14 protein-coding genes are annotated in these 17,709 nt (G+C 74.4%); 5 read left to right on the forward strand and 9 right to left on the reverse strand.

Annotation, left to right across the window (positions count from 1 at the left end; translation table 11 throughout):
* The 3 genes from BLW86_RS31440 to BLW86_RS31450 form a co-directional block, all read right to left on the reverse strand.
* A complete protein-coding gene (locus BLW86_RS31440; RefSeq protein WP_093878965.1) occupies nt 1-1,158 on the reverse strand; it encodes a lipid-transfer protein in 1,158 nt (385 codons plus the stop codon).
* Between the two features lie 26 nt (nt 1,159-1,184).
* Complete coding sequence (locus BLW86_RS31445) at nt 1,185-1,658, reverse strand: Zn-ribbon domain-containing OB-fold protein (RefSeq protein WP_093877160.1); 474 nt, start codon at nt 1,656-1,658, stop codon at nt 1,185-1,187.
* A gap of 65 nt (nt 1,659-1,723) precedes the next feature.
* A complete protein-coding gene (locus tag BLW86_RS31450) occupies nt 1,724-2,545 on the reverse strand; it encodes a M15 family metallopeptidase (RefSeq protein ID WP_093878966.1) in 822 nt (273 codons plus the stop codon).
* Here BLW86_RS31450 and BLW86_RS31455 point away from each other — a divergent pair.
* The gene (locus tag BLW86_RS31455; protein WP_093877161.1) at nt 2,544-3,104 is read left to right on the forward strand and encodes an NUDIX domain-containing protein; all 561 of its coding nucleotides are present in this window, start codon (nt 2,544-2,546) and stop codon (nt 3,102-3,104) included. The two genes, BLW86_RS31450 and BLW86_RS31455, sit on opposite strands and share 2 nt — an antisense overlap.
* A 144-nt stretch (nt 3,105-3,248) precedes the next feature.
* Here BLW86_RS31455 and BLW86_RS31460 read toward each other — a convergent pair whose 3' ends face one another.
* Nucleotides 3,249-5,645, reverse strand: a complete 2,397-nt coding sequence (locus BLW86_RS31460) for a glycoside hydrolase family 31 protein (protein WP_093877162.1) — start codon at nt 5,643-5,645, stop codon at nt 3,249-3,251.
* Nucleotides 5,646-5,860: 215 nt separating this feature from the next.
* On the opposite strand from BLW86_RS31460, the gene BLW86_RS31465 reads away from it, so the two are divergent.
* Nucleotides 5,861-7,834 carry an acetoacetate--CoA ligase gene (locus BLW86_RS31465; RefSeq protein WP_093877163.1) on the forward strand — a complete coding sequence of 658 codons (1,974 nt, stop codon included), beginning with the start codon at nt 5,861-5,863 and terminating at the stop codon, nt 7,832-7,834.
* Nucleotides 7,835-7,891: 57 nt separating this feature from the next.
* Here the strand turns inward: BLW86_RS31465 and BLW86_RS31470 are convergent, their stop codons facing one another.
* Both BLW86_RS31470 and BLW86_RS43830 read right to left on the reverse strand, forming a co-directional pair.
* Nucleotides 7,892-8,980: a CU044_5270 family protein gene (locus BLW86_RS31470; protein WP_093877164.1), complete on the reverse strand. Its 1,089-nt coding sequence runs from the start codon at nt 8,978-8,980 to the stop codon at nt 7,892-7,894.
* A complete protein-coding gene (locus tag BLW86_RS43830; protein WP_305633230.1) occupies nt 8,977-9,948 on the reverse strand; it encodes an RNA polymerase sigma factor in 972 nt (323 codons plus the stop codon). Before BLW86_RS43830 ends, BLW86_RS31470 begins: the two co-directional genes overlap by 4 nt.
* Before the next feature lie 131 nt (nt 9,949-10,079).
* Here BLW86_RS43830 and BLW86_RS31480 point away from each other — a divergent pair, with 131 nt between their 5' ends.
* Nucleotides 10,080-11,705: a serine protease gene (locus BLW86_RS31480; RefSeq protein ID WP_143060288.1), complete on the forward strand. Its 1,626-nt coding sequence runs from the start codon at nt 10,080-10,082 to the stop codon at nt 11,703-11,705.
* A gap of 87 nt (nt 11,706-11,792) precedes the next feature.
* Here BLW86_RS31480 and BLW86_RS31485 read toward each other — a convergent pair whose 3' ends face one another.
* On the reverse strand, nt 11,793-13,112 hold the full coding sequence (locus tag BLW86_RS31485) for an aminotransferase class I/II-fold pyridoxal phosphate-dependent enzyme (RefSeq protein ID WP_093877166.1): 1,320 nt from the start codon (nt 13,110-13,112) through the stop codon (nt 11,793-11,795).
* A gap of 45 nt (nt 13,113-13,157) precedes the next feature.
* On the opposite strand from BLW86_RS31485, the gene BLW86_RS31490 reads away from it, so the two are divergent.
* The gene (locus tag BLW86_RS31490) at nt 13,158-14,447 is read left to right on the forward strand and encodes an MFS transporter (RefSeq protein WP_305633233.1); all 1,290 of its coding nucleotides are present in this window, start codon (nt 13,158-13,160) and stop codon (nt 14,445-14,447) included.
* A 23-nt stretch (nt 14,448-14,470) separates the two neighbouring features.
* Nucleotides 14,471-15,358, forward strand: a complete 888-nt coding sequence (locus BLW86_RS31495) for a hypothetical protein (protein ID WP_093877167.1) — start codon at nt 14,471-14,473, stop codon at nt 15,356-15,358.
* A 69-nt stretch (nt 15,359-15,427) separates the two neighbouring features.
* Here the strand turns inward: BLW86_RS31495 and ptsP are convergent, their stop codons facing one another.
* The gene (gene ptsP, locus BLW86_RS31500) at nt 15,428-17,098 is read right to left on the reverse strand and encodes a phosphoenolpyruvate--protein phosphotransferase (RefSeq protein ID WP_093877168.1); all 1,671 of its coding nucleotides are present in this window, start codon (nt 17,096-17,098) and stop codon (nt 15,428-15,430) included.
* 80 nt (nt 17,099-17,178) lie between these two features.
* The gene (locus tag BLW86_RS31505) at nt 17,179-17,628 is read right to left on the reverse strand and encodes a PTS sugar transporter subunit IIA (RefSeq protein WP_093877169.1); all 450 of its coding nucleotides are present in this window, start codon (nt 17,626-17,628) and stop codon (nt 17,179-17,181) included.
* Nucleotides 17,629-17,709 lie beyond the last annotated feature (81 nt).

Below are 17,709 nucleotides of genomic sequence, written 5' to 3' on the forward strand. Positions count from 1 at the left end.
TCAGCGCACCGCCACCACCGCCGAACCGTGGCCGAACAGGCCCTGGTTCGCGGTGATCCCGGCCCTCGCCCCCGGCACCTGCCGGTCGCCCGCCGTGCCGCGCAGCTGCCAGGTCAGCTCGCAGACCTGCGCGATCGCCTGGGCGGGCACCGCCTCCCCGAAGGAGCCGAGGCCGCCGCTGGTGTTGACCGGAAGGCGCCCGCCGAGGGCCGTGGCGCCCTCCCGCAGCAGCTTGGCGCCCTCACCCGGCGCACAGAGCCCGATGTCCTCGTACCACTCCAGTTCCAGGGCCGTGGACAGGTCGTACACCTCCGCCAGGGACAGGTCCTCGGGCCCGATCCCCGCCTCCTCGTAGGCGGCGCGGGCGATCGAGGCGCGGAAGGCGTGCGGGGCGGGGGAGACGGCCGCCGCCGAGTCGGTCGCGATGTCGGGGAGGTCCAGCACCGCCTTGGGGTACGTGGGGGAGACGGTGGACACCGCCCGGATCCGGACCGGGTCGGGGTGCCCGTGCCGGCGTGCGAACTCCATGCCGGACAGGACGAGCGCGGCGCCGCCGTCCGAGGTGGCGCAGATGTCGAGGAGCCGCAGCGGATCGGCGACGACGGCGGAGGCCGCGACCTCCTCGGCGGTCACCCGCTTGCGGTAGCGGGCCAGCGGATTGAGCGCGCCGGCCGCCGCGTTCTTCACCTTCACCCGGGCGAAGTCCTCGGCCGTGTCGCCGTACAGCGCCATCCTGCGGCGCGCGTAGAGGGCGAAGTACGCCGGGTTGGTCGCCCCGAGCACCCGGAACCGCAGCCAGTCCGGGTCGCCGGGCCGCTCGCCGCCGGCCGGGGCGAGGAACCCCTTCGGCGTCGAGTCCGCCCCGACGACCAGGACCACGTCCGCGAGTCCCGCCAGGATCTGGGCCCGGGCGGCGCCGATGGCCTGGGCGCCCGAGGCGCAGGCGGCGTACACGCTGGTGACCCGCGCCCCCTGCCAGCCGAGGGCCTGGGCGAAGGTCGCCCCCGCCACGTACCCCGGGTATCCGCACCGCATGGTGTCGGCGCCGACGACCGAGCCGATGTCGGACCACTCCAGACCGGCGTCGGCGAGCGCGGCGCGGGCGGCGGCCGTTCCGTACGAGACGAAGCTCCGGCCCCATTTGCCCCAGGGGTGCATCCCGGCCCCGAGCACGGCGATGTCGTTCACGACCGCTCCTCCCGCCGCTCCCCGGCGACCGGCCGCCAGTTCCAGGTGGTCCAGGTGTGCCGCTCGTCCTCGTTCAGGACGCCCGGCACCACCTCGACCTCGGTCCCGACGGCGAGGTCGGCCGTCGTCACGCCCGGCGCCGCCTGCCCGAGGACCACCATCGCCTCGGCCGCGAGCTCGACGGCGACGAGGGTGTACGGCTCCCAGGGCGCGTCCGGGTCGGAGACGTACGGGGCGGGCGGACGGTACCGGCCGTCGGTGTACGACCAGACCCGGCCGCGCGGCGAGAGCGGGACCTCGGCCAGCTCGCCGCCGCCCGGACAGCCGGGGTTGCGGCACCAGTCGTCCTCCCGCGGGAAGAAGACCGACGCGCAGGCCGTGCAGCGGGTGCCGAGCAGCCGGAACTCCGCCTCCGGCACGGTGTCGTCGGTGAACCACCCGGCCACCACCGGTCTGCGCGTCCGTGCCATCGGGACCTCCCGTGATCTGACGAAGCGTCAGAAGTGTGCCACGGTCGGTCGGCACTGAGAAGGGCTCAATGCCCGGCCACCGACCTCCGCGCCACGGGGAAGTCGAAGAACGTGCTCGGGAACGGCTCCGGCTTGAAGGTGAAGTGCCACCACTCCTCGGGCAGGTTCACGAACCCCTGCTCGGCGAGCGCGCCCCCCAGCAGCTGCCGGTTGGCCCGCTGTGCGCCCTGGATCCGCGGGTCGTCGGTGTGCGAGCGAGTGTCGAAGCAGTCGTACCCGGTCCCCATGTCCACCGAGTTGTCCGGGAACCGCTCCGCCTGCGGAGCCCAGCACTCCACCAGCTCCTCACCCGGCACGTACGCGCGCGTGGGCGCCGCCGGCAGCCGCACGATCGTGAGGTCCACCGTCGACCCTCGGCTGTGACCGGACTTCTCCGCGATGTAACCGTCCGCGAACAGCCTCGACTTGTCGACGAGCGGATAGAACTCCTTCTTCATCCGCTCGTCCTCCAGGTCCTTCGCCCAGCGCACGAAGTGGTCCACGGCCCGCTGCGGCCGGTAGCAGTCGTACACCTTCAGCGTGTAGCCCCGGGCGAGCAGCCGGAGCTGCGCGCGGTGCAGCGCCTCGGCCGCCGGACGGGTCAGGATGCACAGCGGCTGCCGGTAGCCGTCCACCGGCTCCCCGACGAAGTTGTGCTCGGTCGTGTAGCGCATCTCCTGGAGGATCGTCCGGTCCACGGAGCTCAGGGCCACGAACTCCCGTGGCGCCTTGGGCTCCGGCGCGGCCGAGGCCGGGGGAGCGGGCGCGGCGACGGCTCCGGTGACGGCGAGCAGCCCGGCCGCGGCCGTGACGGCGAGGGTACGAAGGGCGGTTGCGAGTCCTGTCATGCGCACCGTCTATCAGTTCCGGCAGCGCCGGGAAAGGGCGATCGCGTACGGTCGGGCCGTGAAGGACACCCACTGCTCCGCCTGCGGCGCCGCCCACCTCCCCGACGCCGGCTGGCCCCGCGCCTGCCCGGTCTGTGGCCACACCGCCTACCGCAACCCGCTGCCCGTCGCCGTCGCCCTCCTCCCCGTCACCGACGCGAAGGGAACGGGCCTCGTCGTCGTCACCCGCACCATCGAACCCGCGCGGGGCGGGGTCGCGCTGCCCGGCGGCTTCATCGACCACGGCGAGGACTGGCGCGCCGCCGTCGCCCGCGAACTGCGCGAGGAGACCGGCATCCCCGCCTCGGCCGAGGAGGTCCGCCTCGCCGACGCCCTGAGCTCCCCGGCCGGCCACCTCCTCCTCTTCGGCCTCCTTCCGCCCCGCCCGGCCGCCCAGCTCCCGCCGTCGGCCCCGACGGACGAGACGAGCGGCCACCACGTGCTCACGGCACCCGAGGAGTTGGCCTTTCCGCTCCACACGGAGGCGGTACGGAAGTGGTTCGGTGGCGCTTACGGGTGATCTGGTGTCGGATGCTGGATCCCATCTCCGGTATCCAGCATCCAGCGCACGACATCCGCCGGAGGGATCCGATATCCGACACCCGATATTCGGCTATTGAATATGGGATCCGTCTACTGGATCCGTCTACTGGATCCACCCCCCTCACAGCCCCCGCACCACCACCGGCAGCCCCGGCTCCTCCACCCCCTCGTCCGTGACACGCTCCACCACCGCCCGGCCGTCCACGAGCCGCGACTGGTACCGCTCGATCGAGGCCGGCTCCCAGCCGTCCCCGGTGTCCCGCACGACGAGCCCGCCACCGGTCCGCCCGGCGGCGGGCGCCCACACCTCCAGGACGAGCTCGCCCCCCTCGCCCCGCACGGGCAGCACGGCCCCCGCCCGGGCCAGGACCGGTACCCGGGAGAGCGGCGCGTCGAGCAGCACCTGCCCCGGACCCTCGTACGCCCGCCCCGTCGCCGTGTCGTACCAGCGTCCGCGCGGCAGCCGCACCGCCCGCCGGTCCGCGCCCCGCGTCAGCACCGGCGCCACGAGCAGCGCGTCGCCGAGCAGGAACGCGTCCTCGCAGTCGCGCAGCGCCCGGTCCTCCGGCGTCCCCCACCACACCGGGCGGACGTACGGTGCGCCCGTCATCCGGGCCAGCCGGGCCAGCGTCGTGAAGTACGGCCGCAGCCGCTCCCGTTCGGCCAGCGCCCCGCGTGCGTGCTCCAGGACCTCGGGGCCGAACTCCCACGGCTCCCGCCGCCCCGCGTCGATCGCCGCGTGCGTACGGAAGAGGGGGAGCCACGCGCCCAGCTGGTACCAGCGCAGGAACAGCTCCGGTGAGGGACTCCCGTCGAAACCGCCCACGTCCGGCCCCGAGTAGGGCACCCCGCACAGCCCCAGGCCCAGGACGAGGGCGAGCGAGGCCCGCAGCCCCGGCCACCCCGTCGCCACATCGCCGGACCAGGTGCCCCCGTACCGCTGCATGCCCACCCAGCCGGAGCGCGAGAAGAGGAAGGGCCGCTCGTCGGGGCGCAGCCGGCACAGCCCCTCGTACCCGGCCCGGGCCATCGCGAGCCCGTACACGTTGTGCGCCTCCCGGTGGTCGCCGCCCCGGCCCTCCAGCGCGTGCCGCGCCGAGCGGGGCAGCGTCGGGTCACCGAAGGGGACGAAGGACACCGGCTCGTTCATGTCGTGCCACACGCCCGCGAAGCCCTGCCGGAGGCGCTCCTCGTACAGGCCGCCCCACCACTCCCGCACCGCGGGATCCGTGAAGTCCGGGTAGGCGCACTCGCCGGGCCACACCACCCCGCGCACCTCCTGCCCGCGCGCGTCCTTGACGAAGGCGTCCACCGCCGCCCCGCCGTCGTACACCGGGTCGCCGGGTTCGGCCTTCACCGCCGGGTCCACGATCGACACCAGACGCACCCCCTGCTCCCGCAGCTCCTCCGCGAGCCCCGGCAGATCGGGGAACCGCTCCCGGTCGACCGTGAACACCCGGTGCCCGTCGTAATGATCGATGTCCAGGTGCACGGCGGACAGCGGCAGCCCCCGCTCCCGGTACCCGGCCACCACCCGCCGCACCTCCCGCGCGCTGCCGAAGCCCCAGCGCGCGTGCTGCGGCCCGAGCGCCCAGGACGGCGGCAGCGCGGGCGCGCCCGTCAGCGCCGCCCAGCCGTGCAGTACGCGCGCGGGGGTGCCGACGACCACCCAGCAGCGCAGCGGCCCGCCCGTCATCCGCACCTCGCTGGTCCCCGGCCGGTCGTGCCCGGAACCGGCCCCCTCCTCGCCCTCGGCCAGGGTGACCCGGCCGTCCCAGGAGTTGTCGTGGAACGCCAGGTGCGTCCCGGCGTCCGAGACCACGAACTGGACGGGCATGGTCAGGTAGAGCGGATCGTCCCCGGGGTCGAAACCCCTCTGGGGGTCGGTGTTCCACAGCCGGTACGAGCCGTCCCGTAGGCGCGGCCCCGCCGCCCGCCCGCCGAGCCCGAAGAACCGGGCGTCGGCCGGCACCTCGCTGCGCTGCACCCACCGCGCGCCCCCCGACGCCGCCGGCCCGGCACCCGCCCCCGCCCCCGGTCCGGCGCCCTCGCCGGCCACCGGCTCCCACCAGCGCGGCGGCAGGTCCCGGCGGAGCAGCACCCCGCCCGGGGTCCGGAGCTCCACCGCCCCGTGCCGGGAGACCGTCACCGTCACCCGCTCCGACACGATCCGCCACCCGCCGTCGGTGTCCGGTTCGAGGGAGGCCCGCGGATCCGCGTCGGGCGCCTCGCCCGCCAGGGCGTACGAGGGAAGCGGCCCGGCCCCGTCCCACCCCCAGAACACCGTGCCGCCCGACGACACGCGGATCCGGAGCGAGGACCGGGCGAACCGGACGGTTCCCCCGCCCGGAGCCGGCTCCGCCTCCACCGCGAGCCCCGGCACCCTGGCCCGCTCCGCCCCCCTGGGCGGCAGCCCCCACGTGTCCGTACGGCGCTGCCGCCACGCCGACCACACCATCCGCAAGCCCTGCACCGAACCGAACACCTTCATCGAACGCACCAGTTCACGACCGTCCATGCAGCTCACCCTGCCATTCGCCGGAGCGCGAACCGGTTCCGTTCAGCTGCCGTTCACCCGTGGTGGGAGCACATGTTCAACTGCCCGACCATGGGCGGGCAGACCTGGTGCGAAAGAGGATCACATGGCATCGTCCTGTCAGCCGCGTCACGCGCACACCCCAGCACGTGCGCGAGACACACGCAGACCCGCGTACAGCCAGGGAGCCGCCCCAAATGACATCCGCAGCGCCGACCGAGCCGCTCTGGCAGCCCGACGAGGAACGCATCGCCACGGCCGCCGTCACCCGCTTCCAGGCCTGGGCCGCCGAGCACCACGGCGCCCCGGCCGAGGGCGGGTACCCGGCGCTCCACCGCTGGTCGGTCGAGGACCTCGAAGCCTTCTGGCAGGCCGTCGTCGAGTGGTTCGACCTCCGTTTCTCCACCCCGTACGAGCGGGTCCTCGGCGACCGCTCGATGCCCGGTGCCGACTGGTTCCCCGGAGCCACCCTCAACTACGCCGAGCACGCCCTGCGCGCCGCCGACGAGCGCCCCCATGACACGGCCCTGCTCCATGTGGACGAGACACATGAGCCCACGCCGGTCACCTGGGGCGAGCTCCGCCGCCAGGTCGGCTCCCTCGCCGCCGAGCTCCGCGCCCTCGGCGTGAACCCCGGCGACCGCGTCAGCGGCTACCTGCCCAACGTCCCGCAGGCCGTCGTCGCCCTCCTCGCCACCGCCGCCGTCGGCGCCGTGTGGACCTCCTGCGCCCCCGACTTCGGCGCCCGCAGCGTCCTCGACCGCTTCCAGCAGGTCGAGCCGGTCGTCCTCTTCACCGTCGACGGCTACCGCTACGGCGGCAAGGAGCACGACCGCCGCGACACCGTCGCCGAGCTGCGCGCCGAGCTGCCCACCCTCCGCGCCGTCGTGCACATCCCGCTCCTCGGCACCCCGGCCCCCGAAGGCACCCTCGCCTGGTCCGACCTGGTCGCCGCGGACGTCGAGCCGGTCTACGAGCAGGTGCCGTTCGCGCACCCGCTGTGGGTCCTGTACTCCTCCGGCACGACCGGCCTGCCGAAGGCGATCGTGCAGTCCCAGGGCGGCATCCTCGTCGAGCACGTCAAGCAGCTGGGCCTGCACTGCGACCTCGGCCCCGAGGACGTGTTCTTCTGGTACACCTCCACCGGCTGGATGATGTGGAACTTCCTCGTCTCCGGCCTCCTCACCGGCACGACCGTCGTCCTGTACGACGGCAGCCCCGGCTACCCCGACACCGCCGCCCAGTGGCGGGTCGCCGAGCGCACCCGCGCCACCCTCTACGGCACCTCCGCCGCGTACGTGATGGCCTGCGCCAAGGCGGAGGTCCACCCCGGCCGGGACTTCGACCTCTCCGCCGTGAAGTGCGTCGCCACCACCGGCTCCCCGTTGCCCCCCGACGGCTTCCGCTGGCTCCACGACGAGGTCCGCGAGAACCTGTGGATCGCCTCCGTCAGCGGCGGCACGGACGTCTGCTCCTGCTTCGCGGGCGCCGTCCCCACGCTCCCCGTCCACATCGGCGAGCTCCAGGCGGCCGGCCTCGGCACCGACCTCCAGTCCTGGGACCCCTCGGGGAAGCCCCTGATCGGCGAGGTCGGCGAACTCGTCGTCACCAACCCCATGCCGTCCATGCCGATCCACTTCTGGAACGACCCCGACGGCAGCCGCTACCGCGACAGCTACTTCGAGATGTTCCCGGGCGTCTGGCGCCACGGCGACTGGATCACGATCACGGACCGAGGCTCGGTCGTCATCCACGGCCGCTCGGACTCCACCCTGAACCGCCAGGGCGTCCGGATGGGAAGCGCCGATATCTACGAGGCCGTCGAGCGCCTCCCCGAGATCCGCGAGTCCCTGGTCATCGGCCTGGAGGAGCCGGACGGCGGATACTGGATGCCGCTCTTCGTGCACCTCGTGGAGGGCGCCACCCTGGACGAGGAGCTGATCGACCGCATCAAGCGGACGATCCGCAGCGAACTCTCCCCGCGCCACGTCCCCGACGAGATCATCGAGGTCCCGGGCGTCCCGCACACCCTCACGGGCAAGCGCATCGAGGTCCCGGTCAAGCGCCTCCTCCAGGGCACCCCCCTGGCCAAGGCCGTCAACGCCGGCTCGGTGGACGACCTCGGTCTCCTCCACTTCTACGAGACCCTCGCGGCCGACCGCCGAGGCTGAGCACACGACCGGGGCCCGCCGATCCGACCGGATCGGCGGGCCCCGGTCTTTTTCCGGTCAGCCCTTCGGCAGCTCCCCGCGCGCGGGGGCGGCCGCCTTGGCGAGCACGGCCGAGACCCCGAGGACCGTCCCGGTCCGCCCGGCCGACGTGTCCTCGGTGAGCACCGTGCGCTCACCGAGGAACGCCGACGTCGTCCGGTCGAAGATCCACTGGGTCTGCTCGCCGTGGGAGGTACGGGCCACGGCGACGCCCTCGCGACCGGCCGCGTCCTTCGCGGACGGCAGCACGGTCACCCCGGGGATCCGCGCCGCCGCCTCGTACAGCGCGGCGGTGACCTTCGGCGGCGCCCAGGTCTCGGCGAGCAGGGTCCCGATCGCGGTGAACGCCCGCTGGTCGGCGTCGCCCCCGTCCGCGCGCGTCTGGTCCCGGATCAGGCGCAACAGCACCGCCGGATCCGTGGGAAGGGTCGCCACGTACGCGTGCGTCGGGTTCGTGACGGAAGGCGGGGCCGCGGCGGCGGTGGTCTTCCGGGGCGTGGCCCCGCGATGCTCCAGCTCGTACACGGGCAGCTCGACGCCGAGCTCCGTGTCGGCGGCACCGGGCTCGCGCAGCAGACCGGGCCGGCTGCCGTCGACGGAGAGCCACACCTCGCGCTGATGCGCGGGCGGCAGCGCGGCGGGACCACCGGCCGCGTCGCGCCCCGCGTGGGCGACGAGGCTCTTGACGTAGACGTACCCACCGGGCCGGGCGTCCGGCGCGGGAGCGGCGGCCGCGGCGAGCGCCGCACCGGACAGGACCCGCACGGCCTCGGGCGAGACGGGCTGTCCGGCCGAGATGCGGCCCGGGGAACCGGCCGACCCGTCCTGGGGCGCGAGCACGGCGACGCCGGCGACGACCGCGCAGGCGGCCACCGGCGCGGCGATCCAGCCGAGCCGGAGCCCCTGACGCGGACGGCGCGCACGCACCGGACGGGCGGTCGCGCCGTCCCCGCCGGCCAGGGCGGTCCGCAGGACGGCGTGCCTGAGGTGCTGGTTCCGCTCCGCCGTCAGATCGGGCACCGGAGGCGGGGGCAGCAGCTCGGCGAGCTCGGCACGCAGGAGCTCGTCCGCGTCGGCGCGCGACGGGCGGGGGGTGAAGGCGTTCATGCCTGGTTCTCCGAGGTGGGTCGGGGCGCGAGGGCCGGGCGGACGGTCGAGTGGATGGAGCGGGAGCCGGGTACGGCGAGGGGGTCGGACGGGGGCGCCGGCACCGCGAGGGGTGGGGGCACGGTTCCCGGCGAGAGCGCAGGCACCGCCGAGGGGTCGGGCACCGGTCCCGGCACGGACACGGGCACCGTCAGGGCCCCGGGCATGGCGCTCGGCGACGGCAGCGGCACCGCGGGGGATCCGGACACCGCGGGGAAACCGGACACCCGAGGGGCTCCAAGCACCGCGACGGATCCGCGTGCCTCCTCGGTGACGGAGCCGCGTGCCCCCTCGGCGGCGGGAAGCGAGCCGCCCGCCCCGGCCGGGGCACCGCCAGGGGCGGGCCGCCCGGCCGAGCGGACCGCCGCAGCGGCGGACCGCTCCCGGCGCCGCGCCGCGCGCAGTTCGGCCTCGGCGAGTTTCCGGAGCCGTTCACGGGCCCGGGACAGTCGGGAGCGGACGGTGCCGACCGGGATTCCCAGCGCCTCCCCGGCCGCGGCGTAGTCCAGGCCCGCCCACACCACGAGCGTGAAGACCTCGCGCTCACGCCGCCTGAGTCTGCCGAGCGCGGCACGGGCGGCGCGGATCTGCTCGCCGTCCGTCATCCGGGCGAGGACGTCGTCGGCGAAGTCCGGCAGGACGCCGCGCTCGGGGATACGGGCGAGCGCGGCGTCCCGCCTGCGCGCCTCGCGGGCCGCGCCGCGCATGATGTTGGTCGCGATGCCGAGCAGCCACGGCCGCAGGCTGCCGCCGTCGGCGTGCACCTTCCCGCGGCAGCGCCAGGCCTCCAGGAACGCGGCGGACACGACGTCCTCCGCGGCCGCCCGGTCCCCGCACACCCGGTAGGCGTAGTGGTACAGCACGCGTGCGTGCTCGTCGTACGCCTCGCCGAGCGCCGTGGGGTCCCCGGCGCGGAAACGATCTCTCATAGGTGATTCCACATCTGGCACTGGGCGATGGTTCGGCAGGGTTCCCGTGACCTGGGCCACAGGGCTTGCCGTGCCCCGCCGGTGTGGTCCAGGTCACGGGAACGCCCCGCCCGCCGCGAGCAGTGCTGGGCATGAACGATTCCTCGACACACGGCCGTACGCCCGGCAGCACCGCCGGACCCCGTACCGCCGGCCGCCGCACCGTCCTGCGCACCCTGGCCCTCGCCGGAGTCCTCGCGGGCACGACCTTCTCCGCCCCGCCCCCGACCGCCGTGGCGGCGTCCGAGGCCCCCGAGACGTACACGCTGACGATCCGGCACCTCGACCGCGCGGGCCACGCCACCGGCGGCTACCGCACCCACGTCACCGGCATCTCGGGCCCGGGCGCGCGGGAGGAGGCCGCTCCCTACGACGAGTCCGGCACGGTCACCGTCCGCCTGCCCAAGGGGCGCTACCTGCTCGACTCCACGCTGTACGGCCCCGATCCGGCCACCGGGACCGACTGGGTCGTCCAGCCCCGCCTGGACCTGAACGGCGACAGGACCGTCACCGTCGACGCCCGGACGACCGCCCCGGTGGACGTCCGTCCGCCGGAGTCGGGCGCGCGCCGCCTGAACGGCATCGGGTTCGTCGAGGTCACCCACGAGGGGACCACCCGCTCGGCGAACATCCTGACGGCCCGTGAGGGACTGCGCGTGGCCCACCTCGGCCCGGCCTCGGAACCGGGCTCGGTCAAGGAGTGGTTCGACACCTACTGGTCCGGCGCCCGCGCCGACTACGCGCTCGGCTACACCTTCACCTCCGACCGCGCCCTGACCGGCCTCGTCCGGCACCCGGCGGCCGACAAGCTGGCCACCATGAGGATCCGGGGAGCCGCCCCCGAGGGCGCGGGCGGCACCGGGTCCGTATCCGTCCAGCCCGGCGCGGGCCCCACCATCGGCCTCGCCCAGTCCCTCCGGCTCCCCGCCACCGCGACCGTCCTCGTCACCCCGGAGCGCGGTCTCTGGGACGTCACCTTCACCGGCCCGGCCGCCCCCGGGACCCCGCCCAACCGCTACGAGGCGAACGGAATCGCGGTCCACGCGGGCGCGACCACCACCCACACCTTCGACAACGCCGTCTTCGGCCCCGCCCTCGACACGAGGCCCGGCGCCCGGCCGGCCGGCGTCCGCGACGGCGACAGGATCGCGCTCGACATCCCGCTGCTCGCCGACGGGGACGGCCACGTCCCGAGCGCACCGCGCTTCCGCACCGCGACCACCACGCTCCACCGCGACGGCGTCCTGATCGGCACCCGCCGGGGCGAGCCCGGCCGCGCCGAGTTCACGACCACCCCCGGAGCGGCCTCGTACCGACTGACCGCCTCGGCGACGCGGGGGGACGGCACGGCGTCCGGCGGACGCGTCACCGCCTCCTGGACCTTCACCTCGGCCGCCGCCGCCCGCCCGGCGGCCCTTCCCCTCAGCACCATCCGCTTCGCCCCCGACCTCGCCCTGGACGGCACCGCCCCTGCGGGAACCCCGCTCCGCGTGCCGGTCACCGTCCAGGGAGCGGCCACCGGGACCGGGGTGCGGTCCCTGACCGTGTCGATGTCCGCCGACGACGGCACCACCTGGACCCGGGTCCCGGTCCGCGACGGCCGGGCGGAATTCCGCACCCCCGCCTCGGGCAGGTCCGTCTCGCTCCGCGCCGAACTCACCGACACCCGGGGCAACACGCTGACCCAGACCCAGCGCAACGCCTTCCGCATCCGCTGAACCGCCACCGACCGGACGCTCCGGGGAGGGCCGACGCCTTCCCCGGAGCGTCCGCGCGTCCCCGACACGACACCGCCCGGCGCGCCGTCACCCGCCGTACGTCGCCTGGGCGTCCCCCAGGACCTCGGCGAAGTCCGCCGCGAGGCTCCGGGCGTCCGCAGGCGCGAGCGTCGCCGTCGTGATCCGTACGGCCGGCGGGGCCGCGATGCGGAACCGCGCCCCGGCGGCGACCCACCAGCCCTGCGTCCGCAGCCCGTTCACCACCGCCGACTCGTCCCGCACGGGCACCCACACGTTCAGGCCGCTCGCCCCGACCGCACGGATCCGGTACGCGCCGAGCGCGCCGATCAGCGCTGCGCGCCGCTCCGCGTACGCCTCCTCGCCCGCCGCCACCAGATCCCGTACCGCGTGGTCGGCGAGGAGGTCCGCCACCGTCTCCTGCAGGACGTGACTGACCCAGCCCGAGGTCATCAGCATCCGCCCGTCGTGCCGCGCCAGCGTCACCGCGTCGCAGGCGACCCCGGCCCAGCGCAGGTCGATGCCGAGGTGCTTCGACACGGTCCGCACCTGCGCCCACCGGTCCAGCCCCGCCGCCGCGAGCGTGTGGGCCGCGGCCCCGCCGACCTCCGCGTTGTGATCGTCCTCGACGACGAGCACCTCCGGGAACTCCCGGAGCACCGCCACCAGTTCGTCCCTACGCGCCCGCGTGAAGAACGCCCCGGTCGGACACTGGCCCCGGGGACTGCACACCACCGCGCGCACCCCGCCCCGCAGCGCGGCCCGCAGCGACTCCGGTACGAGTCCCTCGCCGTCCACCGTCACCGGGACCGTCCGCAGCCCCAACGCGGGCACCAGGTCGAGCAGATGGTGGAACCCGGGGTCCTCCACCGCCACGGCGTCCCCGGGCCGCAGCTCCGTCGACAGCAGCCGCGCGATGCAGTCGAGGGCGCCGTGCGCGAACGTGACGTGCTCCGCCGGCACCCCGTCCCGCTCGAACCACGCCCTGGCCAGTGCCTCCAGGTGCGCGAGCCGCGGGGCGGCGCGGTGGGATCCGTACACCGGGGCGACGGCCGCCGGGGGCCGCAGTACGGGGAGGAACGCAGGGTCCGGATGCCCGCCGGCCAGGTCGACCAGGCCGGCGGGCACGCGCGGCGGACGCCGGGAGGCCACCGACGGCACCTCCGCGACCACGGTCCCGCCCCGGCCCCGCGTGACGATCAGTCCCCGCTGCCGCAGCTCCTTGTAGGCCGTGGCGACGGTCCCCGGACTCACCCCCAACTCGTCGGCGAGCCGCCGCACGGGCGGCAGGGCGTCGCCCGGGGCGAGCCCGCCCTCGGACACGCCCCGCTCCACGGACGCGGCGATCCCCTTGGCCGTCGCCCCTTCGATCGCATATTGTGCTGCCACGTAATCAAGTATGTATCAATACAAAGCAGTTCGCAAGGGGGACCCATGAGCCGCAGCACCGCACGACCCGCCCGACCGCCCCTCAAGGACCGCATCCCCGGTGGCACCGACGGCCGCCGCATGCTCCTCATCGGCTTCATCGACAAGTGCGGCACCGGACTCTGGTCCACGGCCATGGCCCTCTACTTCACCTACGTCACCGGCCTCGGCCTCGGCCAGGTCGGCCTCCTCATCGCCCTCTCCGGCGCCGCGGGCATAGCGGGCGCCCCCCTCGGCGGCCGCCTCGCCGACCGCTTCCCCCTCGTCCGCGTCATCATCTGCACCCAACTCCTCCGCGCCGCCGCCCTCCTCGCCCTCCTCACCACCGACGACTACCTGCTGCTCGTCCTCTTCTCCGCGGCCGGCGCCCTCCCCGACCGCGCCACCAACGTCCTCACCAAGCTCTACGCGGCCCGCGTCGCCGGCCCCGACCGCGTCCGCTACCAGGCCATCAACCGCACCACCTCCAACATCGGCTGGACCCTCGGCGGCCTCGGCGCCGCCGGCGCACTCGCCGTCGGCTCCACCACCGCCTTCCACCTCCTGCTCGTCGGCGACGCCCTGTCCTACCTCCTGATGGCCGCCCTCACCCTCCGCTGCGCCGAACCCCCCGCCCCCACCGCCTCACGCGTCGCCGCCGCCTCCGCCGACCCGGCCCCCGCCACCAAGCCCTCCAGCCCCTGGCGCGACCGCGGCTTCCTCGCCTTCACCACCGGCGACGCCGTCTTCTTCCTCCACGACTCGATCCTCCAGGTCGCCCTGCCGCTCTGGATCGTCCACGCCACCGACGCCCCCGTCGGCCTCGCCCCGCTCCTGATGGTGGCCAACAGCGCCCTCGTCGTGCTCTTCCAGGTCCCCCTCTCCCGATTCGGCGCCAGCACCGACGCCGCCCGCCGCCTGCTCGGCCCGCTGGCCGGCCTCTTCGCCGTCGCCACCCTCGCCCTCGCCGTCTCCGCCCTGGGCGGCCGCACCCTCGCGATCGCCGCCCTCGTCACGGCAGCCGTCGCCCTCACCTTCGCCGAGATGATCCACACCATCGCCTCCTGGGAGATCTCCGTCGCCCTCGCCCCCGACGACGCCCAAGGCGCCTACCTCGGGGTCCACGGCCTCGCCCAGTCCACCCAGCGCTTCGCGGGCCCCCTCCTCATGACCGGCCTCGTCTCCGCGGGCCCCCTGGCCTGGCCGTTCCTCGGCGCAGCCCTGGTCGCCACCACCGCCGCCCAGAACCGCCTCGTCCGCCGACGCCTCACCGGACCGTCACTGTCAGTGCCGAAGGTTACGGTGAGTGAGCACTGATCGGAGCGTCACCAGGGGGAGACATGACCCGCACCGCCACCACCGCACACCTCCGCCGCGCCCTGCGCCGCGAAGTCCCCAGCACCGTCGGACTCCTCGCCGACGAGCACGACTTCGCCGCCATGCGCCGGTACCGCACCTTCGCCTTCGACGACCACGCCACCTACCTCCGGCAGATCGAGGCCCTCCTCAAAACCCTCTCGACCCAGGGCGGCCACACCACCGTCACCCTCTTCGATCCCGAGGAGTACGCGGCCTGGTGCGCCGAGACCGGCACCGACCCCGACCACCCCGCGAGCCGCAGCCGGTTCACCGCCCACCTGGCCACCACCGGCGCCCGCGTCACCTACACCGGCCAACCCCTCACCACCCTCCTCCCCGAGCTCGTCGACACCGCCGTCCGCCAGGCCACCTGGGAGTACGCCACCACCGTCCTCGCCACCGCCGGCGACTGCGCCACCTGCGGCAAGGACATCGGCAAAGCCGCGTACGCCAGGGCGGCCCGTCTGCTCCTACGACTCCTCGAAGCCGCGGGACCGGGCACCCACCACCTCGTCTGCAGCGTCCAGGCCGTCGACGACCAACTCCTCGCCGTCCTCCACGCCCACGGCACCACACCCCCCGAGGACGCCGCGGGCCCGGAGTTCACCGCCGTGCTCGCCACTGGCATCGCCCTCGCGGCACCCGGCGGGATCGTCCTGCGCACCACCACACCCGACGCCCCCGACCGGCTCCACGGCTGGCGCCTCACCGACGGCACCCTCATCCCGCTCACCGAGGCCGAGGTCTTCGCCGCCTACTGCACCGACGCCCGCACCGGCGAGCCCCTCTCCCCGGAACCGGGCGTCGAGTACCGCGCCGGCCTCCCCCTCGCCCCCGACCCCGACGACGACTGGCCCGCCCACCACTGACCCCACCCACGACGAAGGGGCTCCCCGCCACCAGATGACGGAAAGCCCCTTCGTCGACCACCTCGGGGATCACTCCCCGGACAGCACCGCCTGCGCGGCGAGCCGCGCCTCGTGCGCCGTGTCCGCGGCCCGCGCCGCGGCCGCGGCCCGCTCGCACTGCGCCAGCGTGTACTTGGCGAGCGTCGCCCGCACATACGGAATCGACGCCGCACCCATCGACAGGGAGGTGACACCCAGACCCGTCAGCACACACGCGAGCAGCGGATCCGAAGCCGCTTCACCACAGACACCACAGCTCTTGCCCTCGGCCTTGGCCGCCTCGGCGGACAGCGCCACCAGGTCGAGCAGCGCCGGCTGCCACGGATCCTGGAGCCGGGACACCGCACCGACCTGACGGTCGGCCGCGAAGGTGTACTGCGCCAGGTCGTTGGTGCCCAGCGACAGGAACTCGACCTCCTGGAGGATCGAGCGAGCCCGCAGCGCGGCCGAGGGAATCTCGACCATCGCACCGAACTTCGCCCGCAGCCCCGCCTCACGGCACGCGTCGGCGAACGCCTTCGCGTCCGTACGGTCGGCCACCATCGGAGCCATGACCTCGAGGTACACCGGCAGCCCCTCGGCCGCCTTCGCCAGCGCGGTCAGCTGCGTCCGCAGCACCTCCGGGTGGTCGAGCAGCGACCGCAGACCCCGCACACCGAGCGCCGGGTTCGGCTCGTCCGCCGGCGTCAGGAAGTCCAGCGGCTTGTCGGCACCCGCGTCGAGCACCCGCACGACCACACGGCCCTCGGGGAACGCCTCGAGAACCTTGCGGTACGCCTCGACCTGCTTCTCCTCGGACGGCGCCTTCTCGCTGTCGTCCAGGAAGAGGAACTCCGTACGGAACAGACCGACACCCTCGGCGCCGGCCTCCACCGCCGCGGGCACGTCCGCCGGACCGCCGACGTTGGCCAGCAGCGGCACCTTGTGACCGTCGGAGGTCGCGCCCGGACCGCTGGACGTGGCCAGCGCGGCCTTGCGCTCGGCGGCCGCCTTCGTCAGCTCCGCCTTCTTCTCCTCGCTCGGCTCCACGAAGATCTCACCGGTGGAACCGTCGACCGCGATGAGCGTGCCCTCGGCCAGCTCACCCGCGCCCGGAAGCGCCACGATGGCCGGCACACCCAGCGCCCGCGCGAGGATCGCGCTGTGACTGGTCGGACCGCCCTCCTCCGTCACGAACCCGAGCACCAGCGTCGGGTCGAGCAGCGCCGTGTCGGCGGGCGCCAGGTCCCGGGCGATCAGCACGTACGGCTCGTCGCTGTCCGGCACACCCGGCATCGGCACGCCAAGGAGACGCGCGACGATCCGGTTCCGCACGTCGTCGAGGTCCGCGACCCGGCCCGCCATGTACTCGCCAGCACCCGCGAGCAGCTCGCGGTAGTGCGAGAAAGCGTCGTAGATCCCGCGCTCGGCCGTGCTGCCGACCGCGATCCGGCGGTCGACGTCGGCGATGAGCTCCGGGTCCTGGGCGATCATCGCCTGGGCCTCCAGCACCGCCTGGGCCTCGCCACCGGCCAGATTGCCCCGGGCGATCAGGTCCGCGGCCACAGCCTCCACGGCCTGACGGGCGCGCCCCTGTTCGCGCTCCGCCTCGTCCGGGGGGATCTGCTTGGCCGGCGGCTCCAGCACTGCCGTACCCATGTGCCGGACCTCGCCGATCGCCACTCCGTGGCTGACGCCGACGCCTCGCAGCGTTGTCTCCATCTCACCCGTCTCCGATTGAGCGACGGCCCCGGCCGCCGCGTTGAATGTCGAACTCGCGGTCGTCACGAGGACGGACCGGCTCAGCGCCAGCCGAAGAGCACGTCTTCGGCCTTCACATCGCCGTCCTCGACGAGCTCGGAGAGCGAGTCCGCGGTGGCCTCCAGGGCCACGACGGGACAGATGGGGGACTTGCCGCCGGCCTCGACGGCGGCGGGGTTCCACCGGACGACGGCCTGCCCGCGCGCCACCCGGTCACCCTTCTTGACGAGCAGCTCGAAGCCCTCCCCGTTCAGCTGGACGGTGTCGATGCCGAGGTGCGTCAGCACACCGTGTCCTTCGTCGTCGACGACGACGAAGGCGTGCGGGTGCAGGGAGACGATGACCCCGTCGACGGGGGAGACGGCCTCCGAGGGCTCACGTACGGGATCGATGGCGGTACCGGGACCGACCATCGCACCGGAGAAGACCGGGTCGGGAACTGCGGCGAGACCGATGGCGCGTCCAGCAAGTGGCGACGTCACGGTTGTCATGGGAAGCCTCCCAGGGGCGGAGATCGTGTGGCGCCGTCACTGCCTGTCCTGGACGGCGCATACTGTTCTGAAGCGTATGTC

The organism is Streptomyces sp. TLI_105 (genome assembly GCF_900105415.1).
Taxonomy (GTDB): domain Bacteria; phylum Actinomycetota; class Actinomycetes; order Streptomycetales; family Streptomycetaceae; genus Streptomyces.